The 21509-nt window shown below is 47.4% G+C and carries 21 protein-coding genes; 5 read left to right on the top strand and 16 right to left on the bottom strand.

Annotated features, from left to right (window positions below):
* Positions 1-596 precede the first annotated feature (596 nt).
* From A1359_RS14935 to rpmH, 8 genes are all read right to left on the bottom strand, one after another.
* Positions 597-2267 carry an arylsulfatase gene (locus A1359_RS14935; protein WP_066984700.1) on the bottom strand — a complete coding sequence of 557 codons (1671 nt, stop codon included), beginning with the start codon at positions 2265-2267 and terminating at the stop codon, positions 597-599.
* A 108-nt stretch (positions 2268-2375) separates the two neighbouring features.
* On the bottom strand, positions 2376-2582 hold the full coding sequence (locus A1359_RS23685) for an IS3 family transposase (protein ID WP_198159374.1): 207 nt from the start codon (positions 2580-2582) through the stop codon (positions 2376-2378).
* Positions 2573-2737, bottom strand: a complete 165-nt coding sequence (locus A1359_RS23680; protein WP_083960666.1) for a DDE-type integrase/transposase/recombinase — start codon at positions 2735-2737, stop codon at positions 2573-2575. Before A1359_RS23680 ends, A1359_RS23685 begins: the two co-directional genes overlap by 10 nt.
* A gap of 191 nt (positions 2738-2928) precedes the next feature.
* Positions 2929-4266, bottom strand: a complete 1338-nt coding sequence (gene mnmE, locus A1359_RS14930) for a tRNA uridine-5-carboxymethylaminomethyl(34) synthesis GTPase MnmE (protein ID WP_066984697.1) — start codon at positions 4264-4266, stop codon at positions 2929-2931.
* 6 nt (positions 4267-4272) lie between these two features.
* Positions 4273-5973, bottom strand: coding sequence for a membrane protein insertase YidC (yidC, locus tag A1359_RS14925; protein WP_066984694.1), 1701 nt, complete (start codon positions 5971-5973; stop codon positions 4273-4275).
* Positions 5974-5977: 4 nt separating this feature from the next.
* Complete coding sequence (yidD, locus tag A1359_RS22010) at positions 5978-6202, bottom strand: membrane protein insertion efficiency factor YidD (RefSeq protein WP_083960665.1); 225 nt, start codon at positions 6200-6202, stop codon at positions 5978-5980.
* A complete protein-coding gene (gene rnpA / locus A1359_RS14920) occupies positions 6184-6552 on the bottom strand; it encodes a ribonuclease P protein component (protein ID WP_066984691.1) in 369 nt (122 codons plus the stop codon). Before rnpA ends, yidD begins: the two co-directional genes overlap by 19 nt.
* Positions 6553-6687: a 50S ribosomal protein L34 gene (rpmH, locus tag A1359_RS14915; protein ID WP_066984687.1), complete on the bottom strand. Its 135-nt coding sequence runs from the start codon at positions 6685-6687 to the stop codon at positions 6553-6555.
* 356 nt (positions 6688-7043) lie between these two features.
* On the opposite strand from rpmH, the gene htpG reads away from it, so the two are divergent.
* Together htpG and A1359_RS14905 are read left to right on the top strand one after the other, a co-directional pair.
* Positions 7044-8978 carry a molecular chaperone HtpG gene (htpG, locus tag A1359_RS14910; RefSeq protein WP_066984684.1) on the top strand — a complete coding sequence of 645 codons (1935 nt, stop codon included), beginning with the start codon at positions 7044-7046 and terminating at the stop codon, positions 8976-8978.
* Between the two features lie 101 nt (positions 8979-9079).
* Positions 9080-9907 (top strand): hypothetical protein, encoded by an 828-nt coding sequence (locus A1359_RS14905; protein WP_066984681.1) that lies wholly within the window; start codon positions 9080-9082, stop codon positions 9905-9907.
* Between the two features lie 229 nt (positions 9908-10136).
* Here A1359_RS14905 and A1359_RS22505 read toward each other — a convergent pair whose 3' ends face one another.
* A complete protein-coding gene (locus A1359_RS22505; protein WP_066984677.1) occupies positions 10137-10733 on the bottom strand; it encodes a hypothetical protein in 597 nt (198 codons plus the stop codon).
* Between the two features lie 312 nt (positions 10734-11045).
* Between A1359_RS22505 and A1359_RS14895 the strand changes: the two genes are divergently transcribed.
* The 3 genes from A1359_RS14895 to A1359_RS14885 all read left to right on the top strand — a co-directional run bounded on the left by A1359_RS14895 (position 11046) and on the right by A1359_RS14885 (position 13520).
* Complete coding sequence (locus tag A1359_RS14895; RefSeq protein WP_066984675.1) at positions 11046-11564, top strand: hypothetical protein; 519 nt, start codon at positions 11046-11048, stop codon at positions 11562-11564.
* 82 nt (positions 11565-11646) lie between these two features.
* Positions 11647-12756: a tRNA guanosine(34) transglycosylase Tgt gene (tgt, locus tag A1359_RS14890; protein ID WP_066984672.1), complete on the top strand. Its 1110-nt coding sequence runs from the start codon at positions 11647-11649 to the stop codon at positions 12754-12756.
* A 20-nt stretch (positions 12757-12776) separates the two neighbouring features.
* The gene (locus A1359_RS14885) at positions 12777-13520 is read left to right on the top strand and encodes a Fic family protein (RefSeq protein ID WP_066984669.1); all 744 of its coding nucleotides are present in this window, start codon (positions 12777-12779) and stop codon (positions 13518-13520) included.
* A gap of 64 nt (positions 13521-13584) precedes the next feature.
* Here A1359_RS14885 and A1359_RS14880 read toward each other — a convergent pair whose 3' ends face one another.
* From A1359_RS14880 to alaS, 7 genes are all read right to left on the bottom strand, one after another.
* Entirely contained in the window at positions 13585-14805 is a 1221-nt protein-coding gene (locus A1359_RS14880) for an aspartate kinase (RefSeq protein WP_066984666.1), read from the bottom strand.
* A 762-nt stretch (positions 14806-15567) separates the two neighbouring features.
* On the bottom strand, positions 15568-16908 hold the full coding sequence (locus A1359_RS14875; protein WP_066984663.1) for a Fic family protein: 1341 nt from the start codon (positions 16906-16908) through the stop codon (positions 15568-15570).
* 594 nt (positions 16909-17502) lie between these two features.
* A complete protein-coding gene (locus A1359_RS14870) occupies positions 17503-17880 on the bottom strand; it encodes a type II toxin-antitoxin system VapC family toxin (protein WP_066984660.1) in 378 nt (125 codons plus the stop codon).
* On the bottom strand, positions 17877-18086 hold the full coding sequence (locus A1359_RS14865; RefSeq protein WP_066984657.1) for an AbrB/MazE/SpoVT family DNA-binding domain-containing protein: 210 nt from the start codon (positions 18084-18086) through the stop codon (positions 17877-17879). Before A1359_RS14865 ends, A1359_RS14870 begins: the two co-directional genes overlap by 4 nt.
* Positions 18087-18291: 205 nt before the next feature.
* Positions 18292-18534, bottom strand: coding sequence for a DUF2442 domain-containing protein (locus tag A1359_RS14860; protein ID WP_066984653.1), 243 nt, complete (start codon positions 18532-18534; stop codon positions 18292-18294).
* An 11-nt stretch (positions 18535-18545) separates the two neighbouring features.
* Positions 18546-18806, bottom strand: a complete 261-nt coding sequence (locus tag A1359_RS14855) for a DUF4160 domain-containing protein (protein ID WP_066984650.1) — start codon at positions 18804-18806, stop codon at positions 18546-18548.
* A 25-nt stretch (positions 18807-18831) separates the two neighbouring features.
* The gene (gene alaS / locus A1359_RS14850) at positions 18832-21441 is read right to left on the bottom strand and encodes an alanine--tRNA ligase (RefSeq protein ID WP_198159373.1); all 2610 of its coding nucleotides are present in this window, start codon (positions 21439-21441) and stop codon (positions 18832-18834) included.
* Positions 21442-21509 lie beyond the last annotated feature (68 nt).

The raw sequence follows: 21509 nt of genomic DNA, 5'->3' as shown, positions 1-21509 counted from the left end.
AGCAGGAGAGGGAGCTTTTCTTAACTTAATGGTATTGATGCTTTGCGTAGGAACGATCAGCTTGGGTTTCGTCAGGTTATTTTCAGCCATCGCCGATTCGACAATGCTGAAATACTAGGTAAGCTCTAATGAAAAAATAGGAGAGTTAGACATGGGTCCGTATTACAGAAGCACATCTCAAGGCATGGGTAATTTTTTTGATACTTTCTATCAGCACCCCATTTTAATGTTACTTTTAGCTGCGGGGTTAGTGGCTACCGCGATCTTTTTTTGGAGCAGAAAAAGATCAAGTTAACAACGATGCTTGCTAAGCGCTTTGCTTTTTAAGTACGAGTGATAGAATTTCATAAAAAACAACACTAAAGCAATAAGTTACAAAATATCACCTTATGGTCGACCAGGATGTAGATGCTGCTCCACTATCTCGGCGCAGCGTCTATGTACATGTGTTTGCTCACTTCCACAGACGTTTCTGTCCTAAAAAAGGCCGTCACTTTTTATGATGACAGCCTCTATTAAAGCTTTAAAGACAAATTAGAGTTATTAATTGTCAAGTTGGACGACACCGTGAATATCCACGGCGTTGCCTCCGAACATTAATTCCCCGTTGGCATAGGAATGGTTACTCCTTCCGTCTTAAGCGCGTCCTTAATATATTGGAATTTTTGATACTTGGAAAGTTCGATCGGTCCGTCATATCCCATACTCTGCAACTTGCGTGGCGGATATTTCACATAGGTCTCCATCAGCTCTTTTACGGCCATTTCGACAGGCACTATCGTCCAAGTGTGATCCGTGAAGTTGTTCATGAAGATGTCATAGCGCTCCTGCGGATCCGCCAAAAGATCAAAAACCTGCGGAACTGTTGCAACATATTTTTCTGCGCCCTTCCAGCCAAGGTTAGTGTCGACAGCCAGACCACCCGTTGCTTGCCCATCGTCTCCGCGCAGATTGAACACAGCTTTGTAGTGGCCGACACGAGCGGCACCAGGGGATAACTCGTTCTCGGTGAAATAGAACCAGTTATTGCGTGCCGACTTGCCAGTGCCGAACAAAGCCGGTGACATATCATAACTATCGAAAGTCATGGGCTTGCCATCGCGATCTTTCTCCGGCAGCTTCACTCCCGCGAGCGATGCAAAAGTGGCCATGTAGTCAAGCCCGCCAAGAATGTCATTATTGGTAGTACCAGCCTTGATATTCGGTCCCCAGGCAATGGCGGGAACGCGGTTTCCGCCTTCACGAACTGTACCTTTAGTGCCACGGAAAGGCGTATAGCCGGCATCAGGGTATACATCTTGCCAGGCGCCGTTGTCGGTAGTCCAGAAGATGTAGGTGTTTTTGTCGAGACCGAGCTCACGAACCTTGTCAATTATTCTGCCAATCCGACTGTCGTTCTCGACCAGAGAATCGGCATACTTGCTCTTTGAAATGGATTTGCCTATGTAATCAGGATGGGGCATGTTCGGCTGATGCACCTTCATGAAATTGACGCTCATGAAAAACGGCTTGTCGGATTTGGCTACTTTTTCAAGATGCTCGATGCTGGCCTTCTCGACATAAGCATCGTAGAAAGGAATCCCGACAACGCCTTCCTTGCCGTCGATCACAGGCGTGTTCACATATTGACCGTTGACCTTGAATTCCTCAATCGTTTTACCCCCTGCGGTGCCGGACAATGAACCTTTGGTCACTTTCTGGAACATTTCGCGCAGTTCCGTAGGCATGTCGGGGAACCATGTGGGATCAGCATAGGTGTAAGCATTAAGGTGATAAAGCCCGACGTACTTCATCTCGTCGTAGCCATGGGCAGTAGGCATAGCATAATCGGCTTCGCCCAAGTGCCATTTGCCGGTGAAGAACGTCTGGTAGTCGGCTTTTTTCAGCACCGACGCTACCGTCCACTCCGCAGCAGGTAGCCCGCCACCCTGACCCTGGAACGCAACAGTGGTCATGCCGCTGCGATTAGGTATGCGCCCGGTTTGCACTGCGGCCCGGCCGGGGGTGCAGCTTGGCTGGGCATAAAACGAGTTGAACTTCATGCCTTCACTCGCCAGTCTGTCAAGATTGGGTGTGGGCATACCACGCCCCTCTCCACCGCCCCAAGCACCAGCGTCGCCATAACCAAAGTCATCTGACAAGATGAGAATGATGTTAGGTTTTTTATCTTCCGCCTTTACGGTAAATGAAACAAAACAAGCAGTCAAAGAAATAAGCGCCAATAATGCTGAGTGAAACAGGCGTTGTCGCCGGTGTATTGAAGTCATAATCCACCCCTTTTTTATGTTGATTTGAAAACAGATAATACTTAATTCTGTTAAGAGAAGAATTAACCCAAATTAGGCTGTAATGGTCAACAAAAACCTGACACTTCTTCAGTCAGCGTTTTTAAAATATCCCGGCTCGAATTCGAGCCGGGATTGATAACCCAATGTTGAATGTAATCGCTTACCATTGTAGAAAGCCAAATAACCGATCACGCTCAGTCTTGCTAAATCCTGGGTTCTAAATGTTTCGTAGTTGAGCTGTTCATGTTTTAGGCTACGGAAAAATCGTTCGGTTCGGTTGGCTACTATCCCCAAGGGGGCAGGCCCTCCCAACAATTACCCTTGCGACTCATGCTTTGCTCCTTGCCCATCACTGCCAAATGTTCTCGGTATTCGTGGCTGGCATATTGGCTACCACGATCTGAGTGATGTAGCAGGCAAGGTGGTCTTTTACGGCGCCAAAAAGCCACTTGTGCCCCGTGGGTATATGATTATTAGTCACTCAACCCACCACTTGGCGGAAAAATAAATCGATTACGAAGCGCAACGAGGGCAGGTGGATTTGACTGGATTCTGTAAGTCTATTCTGGAATAAAATTAGCGTAAGTTGTTGCTATAGCATGGCATTTAAGGAAATGCTCGGAACATGCTGGAAGCGATGCTATTTTCCGATACAAAAACTCCCGAAAATCTCACCTAAAAGATCATCGGATGTAAATTCGCCGGTAATTTCAGATAGACTAGTTTGAGCTTGTCTAAGATCTTCCGCCACCAACTCAGGGGCAAGATTGCTTAGTTGGTAACCGGCGTTTTCGACGGATTCCTGAGCCTGGGTCAAGGCTTGCAAATGGCGCCGGCGAGCAATAAAGATGTTATCGGTGGTTTCGCCAAAGCCTACACTGGCTTTTAAATGCTGTTTCAGCAAGTCCAGGCCGGCACCCGTTTTGGCCGATAAGTAGATTTCTACTTGGTGCACCCTATCGATTATTTGCGCAGGATGACCTGATAAATCGATTTTGTTGAAAACCCGAGTAACATCGATGTTGGCAGGCAATCTATCCAATAATGTACTGTTTTCGCTATCGGTACTATCCATCAACAACAAGACTTTGTCGGCTTTTTCGATCTCAAGCTGAGCGCGCCGAATACCTTCCTGTTCGACGATATTCTCGCTGTCGTGTAAGCCGGCAGTGTCGATAATGTGCAGCGGCATGCCATCGATCTGTATTCGTTCGCGTAATACATCGCGCGTAGTGCCTGCTATATCCGTCACAATTGCAGCCTCGTGTCCGGCCAGCGCATTCAGCAGACTGGACTTACCCGCGTTAGGCTTGCCGGCCAGTACGACGGTGATACCATCGTGTAGAAGGCGGCCTTGCTGAGCAGTGGCGTGAATTTTCTGAAGTTTGGCGCCTAGTTGCTCGATTTTGTTCGCCACCATGCCGTCGCTGAGAAAATCGATTTCCTCATCGACAAAATCAATGGCCGCTTCAATGTAAACCCTTAGTTCGATGAGCTCATCTATGAGTTCGTTGATTTGCTCGGAAAATAACCCCTGCATGGATTGCTGCGCTGAACGCACAGCTTGCTCGGTACCGCTGGTAATCAGGTCAGCAATCGCTTCGGCCTGGGCCAGATCAATTTTGTTGTTTAAAAATGCCCGCTGACTGAATTCACCCGGGTTGGCTAATCGAGCCCCCAAACTTAAAACCCGGCGCAATAGCATGTCTAAAACGACGCTACCACCATGCCCCTGTAGTTCCAACGTGTCTTCGCCGGTAAATGAGGCAGGCCCAGGAAAATAAAGCAGTAAACCAGAGTCGATAACACGCTCATCTATATCATGGAAATGACAATAATGGGCGTAACGGGGCTTGAGGGGTTTGCGACTGATTTGATTAGCGATGCTCTGAACGGCAGGCCCGGAAATGCGAATAATGCCAACGCCGCCGTTACCCGGCGGCGTGGCAATGGCGGCAATAGTGTCGCCGGTTTTCATGCCTGCTTAATGATGGTGATGCGCGTCTTCTGCCAACACATGCTTGGTGATATACCACTGCTGGATGATAGACAATGTGTTATTGCATATCCAGTACACAACCAAACCCGATGGGAAGAACAAGAAGAATACGGTGAAAACGATAGGGAACATTTTCATCACTTGAGCTTGCAACGGATCGATAGGTGCCGGATTCAAGCTTTGTTGAATCTTCATGGTGATGCCGTACAAAATCGGCAGCAAGTAGAATGGATCTTGCGCTGAAAGATCTTGTATCCACAACATAAAGTCAGCTTGACGCAGCTCTACAGTTTCGATCAAAACCCAATAAAGTGAAATGAACACCGGAATCTGTACCAGCATGGGCAAACAGCCACCTAATGGGTTGACCTTTTCCCGCTTGTACATGGCCATCATTTCAGTGTTGAATTTTTGTCTATCCTCGCCATAGCGCTCTTTCATTTCTTTCAGGCGTGGCTGAATTTTGCGCATTTTTGCCATCGACTGGAAGCTGGCTTTTGACAGCTTGAAGAACGTGGCTTTGATGAGGAAGGTGACACCCAGAATCGCCACGCCCCAGTTACCGACATAGCTGAATATTTTATTCAACAGCCAATAAATCGGTTTGGCAATAATCGTCAACCAGCTGTAATCGACCGTCAATTCCAGACCAGGAGCCGTGGCTTCCATGATGGGTTGTATTTTGGGACCGACGAACATTTTTGCATTGAATAAGCCTTCGCCATTCGATGGAATACTGACATCCTGCGAATAAGAGCCAATCACGAAACGGCCGTTATTGAGCGCCTTGGTGTAAAAATGATTTTCTTGATCCGCTGGTGGAATCCAGGCACTCGCAAAGTAATGCTGAATAAATGCACTCCAGCCACCTTTTGAGGTAACGTCCAGGTTGCTATCAGCTATATCGTCGAATTTTACTTTTTGATATTTATCTTTTTCAGTGTAAACGACGCCGCCGGAATAAGTTCTTATGAAGTTATTGCCATTGCTATCACTGTGTTCAACGCGAAGCAATTGATTGTATTGGCGACCCGACCAAGGCTTAGCGGACTGATTGTTGACTTTGTGTTCCAAATCAACAACATAACTGCCGCGTTTAAATGTAAAGGTCTTGGTAATGCTTAAACCTTCTGCGTTAGTCCAGGTCATTGGAATACTTAGCGTATCCTGACCTTCCTGCATTTCATAGCTGGTTTTCTCACTATGGTAAATAGCGTGATGATCAGGAGCAATAGCTGAATTTTGACCACCCACCAAGCCACTTTGCGCTAGAAACTCTTTTTCGGGGCTGCAGTCGAACAGGCGAATAGGAGATAAATCTTTTTCCGGGGCCTGCATGCCAATCAGCGCATATGCTTTTTGCACATAAGTGTTTACTTTTTCATGTGGATATTTCAACAAATCCAAATTACATAAAGTACCGCCCTCGGTATCAATTACTAAAGCAAAAACATCGGTTTTAACCGTAATTATTTTATTTTTGCTTGATGCTACAACTTGCTGCTGCAGCCCTGCTTCAGTTTGATCGGAATTGACTGCGGGTTGCTGAGTCATGTCGCCGGCTACAACAGGCGTGTCGGAGATGAAAGCCTGAGGTTTAGGGCCATAGTCTATCTGCCACGACTCCCAAAGCATGTAGGAGATCATCAACATCGCCATGATAAGCAGAAATCTTATGTTATCCATTGTTTTATTTACTCAATTTTTCTGGAACAGGATCGATGCCACCTTCGTGGAACGGGTGGCACTTTAATAATCGTCTAAGCGTGAGATAGGAACCCTTGGCTGCACCATGAAGCTGAATGGCCTCCAAGCCATAACTAGAACAACTCGGATAAAAACGACAACTCGGCCCTAGTAGGGGGCTTATGAAGTACTTGTAAACTTTGATCAGGGTTATAAGCAGGAATCGCATCGATCTACCAATTTAAGCCAATGTTTTTCCAATGACTTCCTCAAAATTTGCACGTCTGCATTTGCAGCGTCACCACGCGCCAATACCACAATATCTATGTTGACAATTTGCTGGCGTTGCAAGCGAAAGCTCTCCCGGACAGTTCTTTTTATGCGATTCCGTGCGACTGCTTTTTTGATGGCTTTTTTGGCGATGGCCAGTCCCAGTCTCGGATGCGACAAGGGACTATTGATCGCTAGAACTGTAAAATATTTATCAGAAGATTTTACAGGATTTGCAAAGACATTTTTATACTCGGCGGGCGTCCTGAGCCGATATAAATCGGGAAAGCCGAATTCTTCGGCTAACAATTAAACGGTCAAAGAAGCGCGACCTTTTGCTCTGCGCGCATTAATCACTCTGCGACCGCCGACTGTAGCCATTCTAGCGCGGAAACCGTGAGTTCTAGCGCGTTTCAGTTTACTGGGTTGAAAGGTTCTTTTCATGAGGTTTGCCTAATTAAATAAAACGGATAAAAAAGGCTGCGGATCATACTTTAAGAAGCCTGCTCATGTCAATTTGACTTAAGTCTTGTCTATTAAGACCTAACGATTGCAAAAAGACTAAGTTAGCCAGTTTCAGAACACCGTAGCAAAGCTTTGGCGTGGGAATTTTTGCCCACTTTTTAACGAAAAACGCTGACCTATTTAAAGACAGCTCAAGCCATTGCAAAGCATTCTACAGGTCATAGGCAAAATTAAGCTACGCCGGGCATGGATTTTTTTAAATCAAAAACTTGAAAAAACCGACCAGCATCCCCAATTAGCCACAGTCCCGTTTTTTAACTTGCATGAGTAACAATATGACTGTTGAAGCAAAAAAAGAAACCTTAGGTTTTCAAACCGAAGTGAAACATCTGCTGCACTTGATGATTCACTCGCTGTATAGCAACAAAGAAATTTTCCTGCGTGAATTGATTTCCAATGCCTCAGACGCCGCCGATAAACTGCGTTTTGAAGCCCTGGCCAACGACAGCCTGTATGAAGGCGACAGCGAACTAAAAATCCGCATCGCGTTTGACGAAGCCAAAAAAACCATCACCATCACCGATAACGGCATCGGCATGACTCGCGAGGAAGTGCAGGATCATATCGGCACCATCGCCAAATCCGGCACCAAGCAATTTTTCGAAAGACTCACCGGCGACCAAGCCAAAGATAGTGAATTGATTGGTCAATTCGGGGTCGGTTTTTATTCGGCGTTTATCGTCGCCGACAAGGTCACGCTGACCACACGCAAAGCCGGCGCTGATCATGAAGCCGGCGTGCGCTGGGAATCGGCCGGCGAAGGCGATTACAGCATCGAAACCGTCGACAAAGCCAACCGCGGCACCGAAATTGTGCTGCACCTGAAAGAAGGCGAAGACGAGTTTTTGAACAGCTGGAAGCTACATTCCATCATCAAAAAATTCTCCGACCATATCTCTTTGCCCATCATCATGAGCAAAGAAATCCCAGCAGAGAAAGACGAGGAAGGTAACGAAACCGCGCCGGCTCGCATCGAAGACGAAACTGTCAACAGCGCCTCCGCCCTATGGACCAAAAATAAGGACAACATCAGCGCCGAGGAATATAACGAGTTTTACAAACACGTCGGCCACGATTTCCAGGACCCGCTGGTACATGTCCACAGCAAAGTGGAAGGCACCAACGAGTACACCCTGTTGCTATATGTACCGGGCCGCGCACCGTTCGATATGTGGGATAGAGACGCCAAACACGGCGTCAAGCTGTACATCAAAAAAGTCTTCATCACCGATGACGCTGAGCAATTGATGCCACGCTACTTGCGTTTCGTTCGCGGCATCATCGACACCGACAGCTTGCCGTTGAACGTCTCTCGCGAGATCCTGCAACAAAGCAAACAAATCAGCAACATCAAAGCTGGCTCGGTGAAAAAAGTGCTGGGCATGCTGGAAGATTTGGCCGAAAACGACGCCGAAAAATACCAACAATTCTGGGAACAATTCGGTAACGTCATCAAAGAAGGTCCGATCGAAGATCACAAAAACAAAGACCGTGTCGCCAGTCTGCTGCGTTTTGCATCGACTCATACCGATGACAAAACTCAAAATGTATCACTGGCCGACTATGTCAGCCGCATGAAAGAAGGTCAGGACAAAATTTATTTTGTTACCGCCGACACCTTTGCTGCCGCTAAGAACAGCCCACATCTGGAAGTGTTCCGCAAGAAAGGTATCGAAGTCTTGTTATTATCCGATCGTATCGACGAATGGCTGGTCTCCAGCCTGACCGAATTCGACGACAAGCACATGCAGTCGATCGCCAAAGGCGAACTGGACCTGGACAAATTCGATACTGAAGAAGAGAAACAACACCAGGAAGAAATCAACAAAGATTTTGAATCGGTGCTGAAACAAATTCAGGAAGTATTGAAAGACAAAGTCAGCGAAGTCAAAGTCAGCCACCGCCTGACCGACTCCCCTGCTTGTTTGGTCACCGGTGCTTACGACATGAGTCTGAACATGGAGCGCATCATGAAAGAAGCCGGCCAGAATATGAACATGATGGGCATGGGCGGCAGCAAGCCGATCTTCGAAATCAATCCGGATCACGCCATTGTGCAGGCCTTAAAAACCGAGCAGGATGACGCCCGTTTCGCGGACATCAGTCACATCCTGTTCGACCAAGCCATCCTCAGCGAAGGCGGTCAATTGGATGATCCATCAGCGTTTGTGCATAAGTTGAATGGGTTGTTGCAGGGGTTGTTGAAATAAGCTGTTTTGATTTGAAAAAGGCCGGGCAACCGGCCTTATTAGTTATCGTTGGGATGAGACACGGATCTAATGAGTTACTTGTTAGCCTATAGGAGATCATATTGAAATTTGTAAAGGCATGTGAGAAGAAGTTTAATATTGGAGACGGTTGCAATACCCTCCAGCTAGGAACTTTTCAGTATTACAGGGAAATGGATCCTGATTTTAGTATTGCAGATAGTTCTGAGGGAACCATTAGATATCATTTAAATGTGCCAGATAGTAATCCAATCTTTCTTACGGATTCCCAATACAATAGTATGACAGGCGGTCACGCAACAATTGGAAATGGAAGTTCAAAATCCAGACCTCATGGTTCACTTTCCTATATTTTGAACGGCGGAAAAATGGAAATGCAACCGAATGGAATAAACTTTTCGGGAAGACTTGATATAGAGTATCGTCATCCAAATCCGTTTCTATATTGCTTTAGCGCTATTGAAGATATTTCAACTTATAATCCTGTTGAAGTTGACAAAAAATATGATAGCTACTATGAAATTAATTCGACTAAAATTAATGAGTTTATATCGTTTTTATCAAACTGTTTATTGACTCAGCTTACAATTGAAAATATAGATTTTGGCATGTTGGATAATGATGTTCCGATAGGTATCTTTCAAAATGGTTTTGGAGTGAAGCCCATCTTGCAAGAGATTAAGTATCTATCTAAAGCGCCGACCGTAGTAGAGTCGGGACAGGATCTCGACGAAAACGGTGTCGAATCTAGATTCATAAGTAGCTGTTTTGAAAAAGATCTGTCATACAAAAGCGATAGAGAATATAGAATTGTATTTTTTATAATTCTAAATGGATATGGCGTTGTTCCAATGAAAAAGCAACCTAAATTAATTAACATCAATCCTTTTTCCGATTTTGTCAGCCCGTAGCCATGTAGCCCGCGTAGATACTGTTATCCAAGTCAAGCCAAATGAATAGCGGAATCGAAGGGTTTGGCGGACTTTAAGACGCCGAAAGCAACATGAATCAATTTACGCATCATGGCACCAATGATTAGCCCGCGTAGCTCCGATTAGCGAAGCGTAATCGGAGGAACGTAAGAAACGAGGTTTTCATTTCCTCGAATTCTGTTTGTTTTTCGGTGTCGCGTTGCGACGCTCAATTTAACGCCGGTTCGCGGACCGGCAACCGCGATACTTTTCTTTGGACGGCCAAAGAAAAGTATCCAAAAGAAAGGCCGCCCCATGCCGCTTTTTCCCTGCGCTCCTCTGGTTTGAGCGGGGTTTTTCGAAGGGGCATCAGGGGAATAACAACCCCATTCCCGTAACCATGGGTACGCACCGCGTACCTTTTTGGCTTTCGCCATCGTGACAGCTTCAAATGGTACGCATTGCGCACCCTTGTATGATGAATTTTAACAACCGATTGCCCAGAAAAACCGAGCAGGATGACGCCCGTTTCGCCGACATCAGTCCGTAGTGTGCGGTGAGGTAACGAACCGCACGGGACAAGGTTTAAATTTCTCAAAATCTGTTTGTTGTTATGGTGTCGCGTTGCGACGCTCAATTTAACACCGGTTCGCGGACCGGCAACCGCGATACTTTTCTTTGGACGGCCAAAGAAAAGTATCCAAAAGAAAGGCCACCCCATGCCGCGTTGATCCTGCGCTCCTCGGGTTTGAACGGGTTTTTTCGAAAGGGCATCCCAGCCCTTGCGAAAAACGCGCGGCTTCCTTGCCGCGCCCCTGTCGGGCAAATCCGCTCAAACCCTCCGGTGCTCGGCGCGGCATCAGGGGAGAAAACCATCCCGTTGGCTGCAACAATCCCAACAGAACCGAAGGGTTGTTGAAATAATGCTTTAGCTTAAAACTGAAGGCCGGGTAACCGGCCTTTTTTTTGCCTTAAAAATTAACTTTTTTACTGCAATTTGATTCAGCCACACCTCTGCTCTCGCTTGAAGCTATAATGCGCCGCAAATCAAGCGACTTCCAAACATGCTTTAGACCCAAAGCATCATCGGAACTACCTCGCTTTTTCACTCATACTTAAAGCCTGAAAGTGCCTGTCCATGAATTTATTGCTGAAATACCTTTCCAGTTGCTGGTTCATCAATAACCCGGCCGAATTAACCCCTCCGATGTCCTTCATGTGGAAAAACGTTACTTTCTACTTGATTTCCGGCATGATCGTCGAAGGCCTAATCTCCGATCCTGCTGACGGCACCATAGAAGTTTTAGGCCGATTCATCATGGCCTTCACCTCTGTCGGCGCCTTACTGTTGTATGAGAGAAAATGGCATCTTTTCAACCAGTTATACACATCAATCTTCGTCTGTGAAAACTTCATTATGACATTAGCAGTTGGCGGGGAAATGCTGGAACTTTGGATGTCGTTTAATAAAGTCGAAAACGAACTCCGTGAAGGCATTAATATTGCCGTCGCTACTTTTTTGGTGCTGTGGTACACCGCCATCGTCAGTTATATTTTGCGCCGCTTCTTTTCTTACCCAACCAGTGTCAGCATCATTTTCGCCATCAGTTACTTTGTACTAACTTACGGCGTCCCTATGCTGTTAATGGATATTTAATCCACCTAAAAAGCCATCTTTGCTGGCTTGATTAGCTAAAAGGCCGGATAATTTCGGCCTTTTTAGTGTTTGCAATAATTATATGGAATTCAAACTTAAAACCCGCGACGGCCAAGCCCGCCGCGGGCAACTTACTTTTAGCCGTGGAGTGGTGGAAACGCCGATATTCATGCCGGTGGGCACTTACGGCACCGTAAAGTCATTAACGCCGGAAGATTTAGACGAGTTGGGCGCACAAATCATCCTCGGCAACACCTTTCATTTGATGCTGCGGCCCGGCATGGACGTCATGAAAGCGCACGGCGATTTGCACGACTTTATGCGCTGGCAAAAACCTATTCTGACCGACTCCGGCGGTTTTCAAGTATTCAGCTTGGGCGCTTTACGTAAAATCAGCGAACAAGGCGTGACCTTCAAATCCCCCGTCAACGGCAGCAAAATCTTCATGGGACCGGAAGAATCAATGCAGGTACAGCGCGACCTGGGCTCCGACATCGTCATGATTTTCGACGAGTGTACACCCTACCCTGCCACCTTCCAGCAGGCTGCCGACTCCATGCGCTTGTCCTTACGTTGGGCCGAACGCAGCAAGCGCGCCCACGAAGGCAATCCCTCGGCATTATTCGGTATCGTGCAAGGCGGCATGTATCCGGAATTGCGCCGCGAATCGATCAACGGCTTGACCAACATTGGTTTCGACGGTTACGCCATCGGCGGCCTGTCGGTCGGCGAACCCAAGCATGAAATGCTATCCACGCTGGATGCCATCATGCCGGACATGCCACAAGACAAGCCGCGTTATTTGATGGGCGTCGGCACCCCGGAAGATTTGGTGGAAGGCGTGCGGCGTGGTGTGGACATGTTTGATTGCGTGATGCCAACCCGCAACGCCCGCAACGCCCACTTATTCACCCGCCATGGGGTGATCAAAATCCGCAACAACCAATACCAATTCGACACTCGACCGCTGGATGAAGACTGCAGTTGCTACACCTGCCGCAACTATTCCCGCTCGTATTTGAAACATTTGGACAAGTGCAAAGAAATGCTCGGCTCCCGACTCAACACTATCCATAATCTACATTATTACCTAGAACTGATGCAGGGCATACGCGACGCGATTGAAGCGCAACGTCTGGATGAATTTGTAAGAGAGTTTTACGATTTACGTGGCGTCAGCATGCCTGATTAAACCCAAAGCGAGAATACAGCATGTCCACCACCGCCGACCTAGATCTTTTGCTAGCCGAAGTTGACCTACTGAAGGCCGACCTGCAATTGCAGGACTCCGAGGTCGATCCCAGCTTGCAACAACAATTGGACATCGTCTACACCTATGACAGTAATCGCCTGGAAGGCAGCAGTCTGGATTTATCAGAAACCCAAATGGTGATCCGCAATGGCCTGATGCTACCCGGCAAGCCAATGGCGGAAAACCTGAGTGCGTTAAATCACTATCAGGCGATCAAATTTATTCGCCAGCACGCCAGCGAACAACATTTATTATCGATAAGTACGTTAGAAAAAATTCACATCATCCTGTCGCAGGCGGTTCATCAGCATGCGGGTGGCGCTTACCGCGCCCAACCGGTCAGCTTGATCAACGGACAAGCTGCTCCTCAGGCCAAAGACGTCCCAAAACAACTCGCCGAACACATTCATTGGCTAAATCTTGAGGGTTGCTTCTTACATCCGCTGGTTTTCGCAGCCGAAGCGCATCTGCGATTGTTGTGCCTACAGCCGTTTCAAAACAATAACGGCTTGTGCGCACGCTTGATTATGAATCTGATTTTATTGAGCGAAGGCATGCCATTGCTTAATATCGCCAGCGATTCAAATACTCGCGGCAACTACATCGCCGCCTTCAACCAAGCGCAAGCCGACGATCATTCAGCCTGGCAGCTGTTTATCGCCGAGCAAGCCAAACTCAACTATCAACACTTGCTAAACCAATGACAACCAATCTAAAAAAAGGTCCGAATGCCTAAGCTTTCGGGCCTATTGATAACTATCGATTAAATCAGTCCTGATCCAGTCCAAACGCCTTGTGTAAAGAGCGCACAGCCAGTTCCAGGTATTTTTCATCCACCACCACGGAAATCTTGATTTCAGAGGTGGAAATCATCTGAATATTGATACCTTCATCGGCCAGGGTTTTGAACATGGTGCTGGCAATACCCGCATGCGAGCGCATACCGACGCCGACGATAGAGACTTTGACAATGGCGTTATCGCCGATAATCTGGGTATTACCGCCCAACTCATTGCGCAAGCCTTCCAATACATTTTTAGCGCGGGCAAAATCGTTATGATTGACAGTAAAAGTAAAATCGGTAGTGCCGTTGGCGGAGATATTCTGCACAATCATATCCACTTCGATATTCTCTGCGGCGATCGGCCCCAAAATTTTCGACGCTACGCCCGGCAAATCAGGCACACCGGTCAAAGTCAGCTTGGCTTCGTCCCGGTTAAACGCGATGCCTGAAATTAACGCTCTTTCCATTTCTGATTCCTCAAAGGTAATTAGGGTGCCGTTGCCTTCCATAAACGAAGACAACACGCGCAATTTGACATTGTATTTGCCGGCGAATTCGACCGAGCGGATCTGTAATACTTTGGAGCCCAGGCTGGCCATTTCCAGCATTTCTTCGAAAGTAATTTGCTCCAGACGACGAGCCTTAGGCACTACGCGCGGGTCGGTGGTGTAGACGCCATCGACATCGGTATAGATATGGCATTCGTCAGCCTTTAACGCCGCCGCCAGTGCTACGCCGGTGGTATCCGAACCGCCGCGTCCCAAGGTCGTGATATTGCCGTGTTCGTCCACGCCCTGAAACCCGGCCACCACCACCACACGGCCGGCATTCAAATCCGCACGCATGTTGGCTTCATCAATCTCGCGTATCCGCGCCTTGGTATGCGCGCTATCGGTCAAAATCTTGACCTGTGTTCCGGTGTAAGAGCGGGCGTCCACACCGGCGTTATGCAGCGCCATAGCCAACAGCGCGATGGTGACCTGCTCGCCGGTGGACAACAATACATCCATCTCTCGGTCGGTCGGCTGCAGCTGCATCTCTTTCGCCAGCGCTACCAGTCGATTGGTTTCCCCGCTCATCGCGGACACCACCACCACAATCTGATCGCCCGCATCGCGGGCATTTTTGATTTTCTCGGCCACTGCCTTGATACGTTCGACCGTACCAACGGAAGTGCCGCCAAACTTATAGACGTACAATGCCATGTTTTTATTGACCTTTTTGGCTTTCTAACACCCCTACAATACTCTCCCCCTCAGAGAGGGCTAGGATGAGGGGAATATAATGTGTCGCTAGTGCGACTGGTTATTTTAATGCCAGTTTTAAACCAGCAAAACTGAAAAATTTAAGCAGCTTGCTGATGACTCACTTCGCAGACATATTAATACAAGGTTTTTGGCTCTATATCCACGGCCCGCTGATTAAATTCCCCCCCAATCCGGATCGATACGGGCTGAGTGCAGGGCATCCTCAGAAATAAATGAGCTAATCAACGCCAATATTTAGACATTCCTCCGATTAAACTATCGCTAATCGGAGCGGGTTCCAACGGAACAATACTATGAAAATTCCGGGTATCCAACATTTCTATCAGATCTTCCTGATACAGTTCTGCCCATTCTTTAACTAATTACCGACATTTTCTAGGAATAGCGCCGTCGATAACATTGAAATTCTCCAACTCCATAACTGCGGCGAGCTGGATATTTTCACTACGAAAACCATAGATGGTTTTCGCTCTTTGGGTCAACCTATTGGCTGTTCAAATTTGCTCTAGACAAATTTGTGCTTATCCATAGAAAAGGCACCCAAATGCCGTTTATTCTCTACGCTTGGCGCGACATACAGGAAAAGCTCCATATTTTATATTGACACCAAATAACTTTGTTTCTGGTCAACGAAATTTTAGCAATAACTAATGTACGGAGTGATAAAGAATTAAGGCCATGTTACGAAACACTCAATCTTTATCCACCCGCTGACATTGAAATTAAAGCACTTGTAATTTTAGAGGCTAGCTCTGTAGTTGAAAGAGTTACTATATAATCATTTTCCAAGCGGATATGCCATTCGTCACCATTACCTATTCGCGTGGTTAGCTCTACAGCATATGGAGAACTTTCCTCGTCAGAAATCCATTTCGGAAACCCATCAGGATTCTTTCTCGCCCAGTACAGCGAAGGCCCTCCCTCACGGCCTAAATGTTGATGAATCCTTGCGCTTCTATGCCCTACATAGGCTAATCTTTCAATACTTGGCAAACCAGGAACCGAAATAGCAACAATCAAAGCCCAGCTTTTTGAAACACTATGGCCCTCACAAACGGCAACATAATCTTCCAGATCAAGCGGAGTTTCAAATATCCGAAAATTACAGGATCCTTTTACAGCATCAAGTTGTGAGTTCAATTGATGCTCTATAATCGATGCAAGCAGTTTTACACTTGTTTCCCAAATTTTTAATTGTTTTTGTTGGCTAATCCGAATTTTCTCAAGCGCAGGATTGAAACCCTGCATTTTCTTTGCTGATAGTTCAAGACCGGTGAGCGCCCCTTCAACTCGCTCAAATATTAATTCCAAAAAGGAACTAACATCCCCTCCCTGATCAGATTCACCGAGAGCATCAATGTATCGTTCTCGTTCTTTTTTCTTAATAATTATAGGAGGGTAACCTGCGCGAGTCAGTTCAAGATTTGTAATAGCACGAGCAGTCCGTCCATTCCCGTCGATATAAGGGTGAATATGTGCGAGCCAAGCATGCAATATTGCGGCTCGTATAGGAGCCGGCAAATTAGCGTTATCTATTGACCATTGTTGCCAGACCTCCATCTGTGTCATTACTTCCTCCCAAGTTTTTGGTGGCGTGTGCTTTGATCCGCGTATCGAAACTCGTACACTTCTAAATATTCCAGCACCAGCTCTATCACCCAATATAAGCTGATGAATAGTATGTATTTGTTGAATATCAGTAGGCGTACTCTTATTTTTCGCTAACTCAGTCAACTTTATTAGCGCCTTATCCAAGTCAATTGCATCTCGAACAAAAGCAGGGTCGTGCCCTGTAATAGTAACGCCTTTCAGCACCGCCAATTCTGTTTCTCCGGCAGAAAGGGTGCTACCTTCGATAGCATTTGATTCAGCTACCTGCTCAAATCGTTTCTCACCGTAATAATTGCGCACCGTCTCATCAGTGAGCGCCCCATTTAAACGAAGCAAAGCAATGCGTTCTTCAAGAACACGCAATTGTTCTTTGAGCTGAGATTCAGTTTTCAGGGTCAGAAGATATGGAGTATTTTCAAGATTAAACATCACTGTCTCAAGGGCCGTAGGCTGGGTAGAGCAACGCGAAACCCAGCAATAAAAATCGACGCTGGGTTTCATTTCATTCAACCCAGCCTACAAAAACTAACAATAACTCAACGATTTCCGCTCCGAAATGTTGGGTTACGCTATCGCTAACCCAACCTACATTGGGATAGGTTTTTGTACCGTTATGCCTTGCATAGCACCGGAGGCTTTGAACGGACAAATCGGCAGGACAGCCGATTTGCATGTGTAGCACCCGAAGGGCGAGACACAGGGATGTACCGAGTGATTTGCCCAATAGGGGCGATGCAAGAATGCATCGCGTTTTACGTAGGGGCTGGGAAGCACCTTCGGAAAACCCCGTTCAAAGCCTTCGGAGCGCAGGATCAACGCGGCATCCGGGTGTCTTTTGTTTTGGATACTTTTCTTTGGACAAGCAAAGAAAAGTATCTCGCTCGTCGGTGCGAGAACCGACTTCAAAACAGATCATCTCGATAGCGACACATGAATCTGACCAGACACCTGCTTGCCATAAACGCCTACCGGCTGATACCTTATTCTGGCCTACACTTCCACATCAATAAATCGACGACCCAGTTAATTTTTGGGGAAATATATGACTCCACTCAAGCCCTCGAAATGATCATCTGCCGTAACCAATTCGGCTTTGTGTTGTTGCGCTGTCGCATAAATAATTGCATCCGCAAAACTGAGTTTATGTTGTAACGACATTTCGGAAGCCAGCAATGCCAATGACTCGGTCAACTCAATGACCTCTGCTTGCTGAGTCAGGGCAATGATATGCAGAGCAAGTTCCTCATTTTTCTCTCGGCAAATCCATTTATGCAACTCATACTGAATCGACGTGGAAACGATTAAATTATCACTATCGGCAAGATAGGGAGCAAACTGATCCGCTAATATTCCGTCAGTCAGCCACTCTATCCAACCGCACGTATCAACAACCTGCTTCATACTCTATCGTTTCTATCCCTGACATCCTCGGTATTGGCACCTTTCATAATGCCGCGAAATGCCGCGATAGACGGTTTAGGGACCAAGGAAATCAAATTGCCTTTCACAACAACATCAAACTTTTGCCCGACTTTAAAATTCAGAGTCGTCAATATTTCCTCCGGTATCGCAACTTGATGTTGTTCTGACAAAGTAACTTCCAACATACTCACCTCCAACCATTAATAAATAAGGCCGTAGGCTGGGTAGAGCAACGCGAAACCCAGCAATAAAAATCGACGCTAAGTTTCATTTTATTCGACCCAGTCTAGTAGGCCGGAATAAGCGAAGCATTTCCGGCTGACACCTGCTTGCCAGAAACGCCTACCGGCTTATTCTGGCCTACAAACTCCCGCAAGGAGGCACATCAACTCAAACAACCTCACCCTCTTCATACAACGTCTCTGGCGCAATATCCGCCCCATTCGGCCAGGATATACTCCAGCCATCGACAAAAAATTTTTGAAAATATTGCTTGTCTTTCAGAGGTTCAAAAACCTCGCCATGCAACCACTTACAACAATCGGCAATCCTTTTCTCGCCATTATCGAAGGTCAACTTGATTTTATAATCGGATAAATATTCAGCGTCGATGACAACGGGCATGTATTGCATGGCATTCTCCGTTAATTAAGCGGTTCAATTCGATCGATCTGTTTGCCCAGCGTGGCTTTTTGCCAATTCTGCATCAATTCTTCCTGATGCAGCAACGCCCATTCCTGAATCAATTTTTTAGCCGTCTTAGAGTTAATATTACCTTTTATCATACTGCCATCCATGCTGAATAAACCCCGTTGACCTTGGTATTCAGCATGGAAATGTGGCGGATTATGATCGTTATGAAACATCCGAATGATGATTCCAAAAAACATGGATACATAAGGCATCGCAATCCACCAACTCAAAAACCAATTAGCCCAAGCGCTCCTTCACCCACTCCGGCACCGCCGCCAAAGCAGCTGCCAAATTGCTGGCATCATTCCCGCCAGCCTGCGCCATATCCGGACGCCCGCCGCCTTTGCCGCCGACTTGAGTGGCGACGAAGTTGACCAAATCACCAGCCTTGACCTTGCCCATGGTGTCTTTGGATACGCTGGCGATCAGGCTGACTTTGTCGCCGTTCACTACCGCCAGCACCAACGCAGCCGTGCCGAGTTTGTTTTTCAGCTGGTCTGCCAAATCGCGCAAGGCTTTGGGATCGACATCATCCAGTTTCACGGCCAACACTTTCACGCCATTGATATCGACGGCCTGGCTGGTCATTTCATCGCCCGCCGAGCTAGCCAACTTGGCTTGCAGTTTTTCCAGTTCTTTTTCCAGCGCGCGGTTTTTTTCCACCAGCTGCTGCACTTTATCTGCAGCTTTATCCGGCGAAGTTTTCAACAAACTGGCTATGTTTTGCAAAGCATTTTCGCGTTGCTCTACCCATTCCAAAGCCGCTTTACCGGTGACGGCTTCCAACCTGCGCACGCCTGCCGCCACGCCGGTTTCGCCGATGATTTTGAATAAACCGATGTCCCCGGCTCTGTCCACATGCGTACCGCCGCATAGTTCGGTAGAAAATTCGCCGATTTTCAATACCCGCACTTCGTCGCCGTATTTTTCGCCGAACAAAGCCATGGCGCCGGCTTTCATGGCCTCGTCTTTCGCCATCACTTCCGCGGCTACCGGGTTATTCAAACGAATTTGCTCGTTAACCATGTCTTCGATAATGGCGATTTCTGCTGCCGTCATCGGCTCGAAATGCGAGAAGTCGAAACGCAAACGCTCGGCATTCACTTGCGAGCCTTTCTGCGCCACATGCTCACCCAGAATGGTACGCAAGGCCGCATGTAATAAGTGAGTCGCAGAATGATTACGTTCGGTGGCTTTACGAATTTCGGCATCGACGCTGACTTCGCAAGCCTGACCACTGCTTAATGTACCTTGCAACACTTTACCTTTATGCAGGAACAGCTTGCCGCCCTGTTTTTGCGTGTCGTGCACTTCAAATACCGCACCGTCGCATTCGATCAAACCGGTATCGCCGACCTGACCGCCGGATTCGGCGTAAAACGGGGTTTGATCCAGAATCACTACGCCTTCTTCGCCGGTTTCCAGACTGTCGACCGCTTGACCCTTTTTGTACAAGCCGATAATCTCTACTGAGCCGTTCAAATTGAAGTAGCCGGTAAATTCGGTATTGCTATCGTGTTTGATGTCCTGATCGTAATCCGCTGCAAAACTGCCGCCCGCGCGGGCACGGTCGCGTTGGGCGCTCATTTCCACTTCAAAGCCGTTGTGATCGACGCTGAGATCGTTTTCGCGGGCGAAATCGGCGGTTAAATCCACCGGGAAGCCATAAGTGTCGTAGAGCTGAAACACCACATCGCCGGGTATCACACGGCCGTCCATTTTGGCGACGCAGGCTTCCAGAATCTTCATGCCTTGTTCCAGGGTTTCGGCGAAACGTTCTTCTTCTTTTTTCAACACCCGTTCGACTTGCTCCTGGGCTTTAGCCAGCTCCGGATAGGCCTCGCCCATTTCCGCTACCAACGGTGCAACCAGTTGGTAGAAGAACACTTCCCGGATACCCAAACGGTAACCGTGACGGATGGCGCGGCGAATGATACGGCGCAACACGTAGCCGCGGCCTTCGTTGGCCGGCAATACGCCGTCTGCCACCATAAATGCACAGGAGCGGATATGATCGGCAATCACCCGCAGCGAGCTGTTGGTTAAATCGCTAGTACCTGCCAATTTGGCGGCGACTTTTAACAGGTTTTGGAATAAATCAATTTCGTAATTGCTATGTACGCCCTGTAATACTGCCGCAATCCGTTCCAGGCCCATGCCGGTATCCACCGACGGTGCCGGCAGTGGTGTCAGATTGCCGTCTTTGTCGCGGTCGTATTGCATGAACACCAAATTCCAGATTTCGATATAGCGGTCGCCATCTTCATCCGGGCTGCCTGGAGGACCACCTGCAACATGTTCGCCGTGATCGTAGAAAATCTCGGTACAAGGGCCACAAGGACCGACATCGCCCATGGACCAGAAATTATCTTTGGCGCCGATGCGGGAAAAACGGCTCGGGTCGATTTTGACATCTTCCAGCCAGATGGCTTCTGCTTCAGAGTCTTCGTTAAATACGGTCACCCACAAGCGTTCCGCCGGAATGCCCAGTTCCTTGGTCAGAAAATCCCAAGCGTAATGAATGGCGTCTTGTTTGAAATAATCGCCGAAGCTGAAATTACCCAGCATTTCGAAAAAAGTATGATGACGAGCGGTATAGCCGACGTTTTCCAGATCGTTATGCTTGCCGCCGGCCCGCACACAGCGTTGACTGGTGGCTGCTCGGGTGTAATCCAGCTTTTCCCGACCTAAAAACACATCCTTAAACTGCACCATGCCGGCATTGGTAAATAGCAAAGTCGGATCATTTCCAGGCACTAAGGAGCTGGAAGGACGCACGGCATGATCGTGTTGGCGAAAGAATTCCAAAAAGGCGGTCCGCAATTCGGCGCTGGTCATTTTTTTCATGGTGGTTGCTTCGGTTGTTTTTTATGCTTCTTAAAATAAATATACGTTGGATGATAAGAGGTCCTCCA

Source organism: Methylomonas lenta (assembly GCF_001644015.1).
Classification (GTDB): Bacteria; Pseudomonadota; Gammaproteobacteria; order Methylococcales; family Methylomonadaceae; genus Methylomonas; species Methylomonas lenta.
The sequence above is the reverse complement of the archived record's forward strand: the minus strand, read 5'-3'. Positions and strand labels throughout refer to the sequence as shown.

Bases quoted from the DNA above. Each gene is read 5' to 3' on its own strand.
- A1359_RS14935 (WP_066984700.1), bottom strand. From the start codon at position 2,267: ATGACTTCAATACACCGGCGACAACGCCTGTTTCACTCAGCATTATTG.
- mnmE (WP_066984697.1), bottom strand. From the start codon at position 4,266: ATGAAAACCGGCGACACTATTGCCGCCATTGCCACGCCGCCGGGTAAC.
- yidC (WP_066984694.1), bottom strand. From the start codon at position 5,973: ATGGATAACATAAGATTTCTGCTTATCATGGCGATGTTGATGATCTCC.
- yidD (WP_083960665.1), bottom strand. From the start codon at position 6,202: ATGCGATTCCTGCTTATAACCCTGATCAAAGTTTACAAGTACTTCATA.
- rpmH (WP_066984687.1), bottom strand. From the start codon at position 6,687: ATGAAAAGAACCTTTCAACCCAGTAAACTGAAACGCGCTAGAACTCAC.
- htpG (WP_066984684.1), top strand. From the start codon at position 7,044: ATGACTGTTGAAGCAAAAAAAGAAACCTTAGGTTTTCAAACCGAAGTG.
- A1359_RS14895 (WP_066984675.1), top strand. From the start codon at position 11,046: ATGAATTTATTGCTGAAATACCTTTCCAGTTGCTGGTTCATCAATAAC.
- tgt (WP_066984672.1), top strand. From the start codon at position 11,647: ATGGAATTCAAACTTAAAACCCGCGACGGCCAAGCCCGCCGCGGGCAA.
- A1359_RS14885 (WP_066984669.1), top strand. From the start codon at position 12,777: ATGTCCACCACCGCCGACCTAGATCTTTTGCTAGCCGAAGTTGACCTA.
- A1359_RS14880 (WP_066984666.1), bottom strand. From the start codon at position 14,805: ATGGCATTGTACGTCTATAAGTTTGGCGGCACTTCCGTTGGTACGGTC.
- A1359_RS14875 (WP_066984663.1), bottom strand. From the start codon at position 16,908: ATGTTTAATCTTGAAAATACTCCATATCTTCTGACCCTGAAAACTGAA.
- A1359_RS14870 (WP_066984660.1), bottom strand. From the start codon at position 17,880: ATGAAGCAGGTTGTTGATACGTGCGGTTGGATAGAGTGGCTGACTGAC.
- A1359_RS14865 (WP_066984657.1), bottom strand. From the start codon at position 18,086: ATGTTGGAAGTTACTTTGTCAGAACAACATCAAGTTGCGATACCGGAG.
- A1359_RS14860 (WP_066984653.1), bottom strand. From the start codon at position 18,534: ATGCAATACATGCCCGTTGTCATCGACGCTGAATATTTATCCGATTAT.
- A1359_RS14855 (WP_066984650.1), bottom strand. From the start codon at position 18,806: ATGCCTTATGTATCCATGTTTTTTGGAATCATCATTCGGATGTTTCAT.
- alaS (WP_198159373.1), bottom strand. From the start codon at position 21,441: ATGAAAAAAATGACCAGCGCCGAATTGCGGACCGCCTTTTTGGAATTC.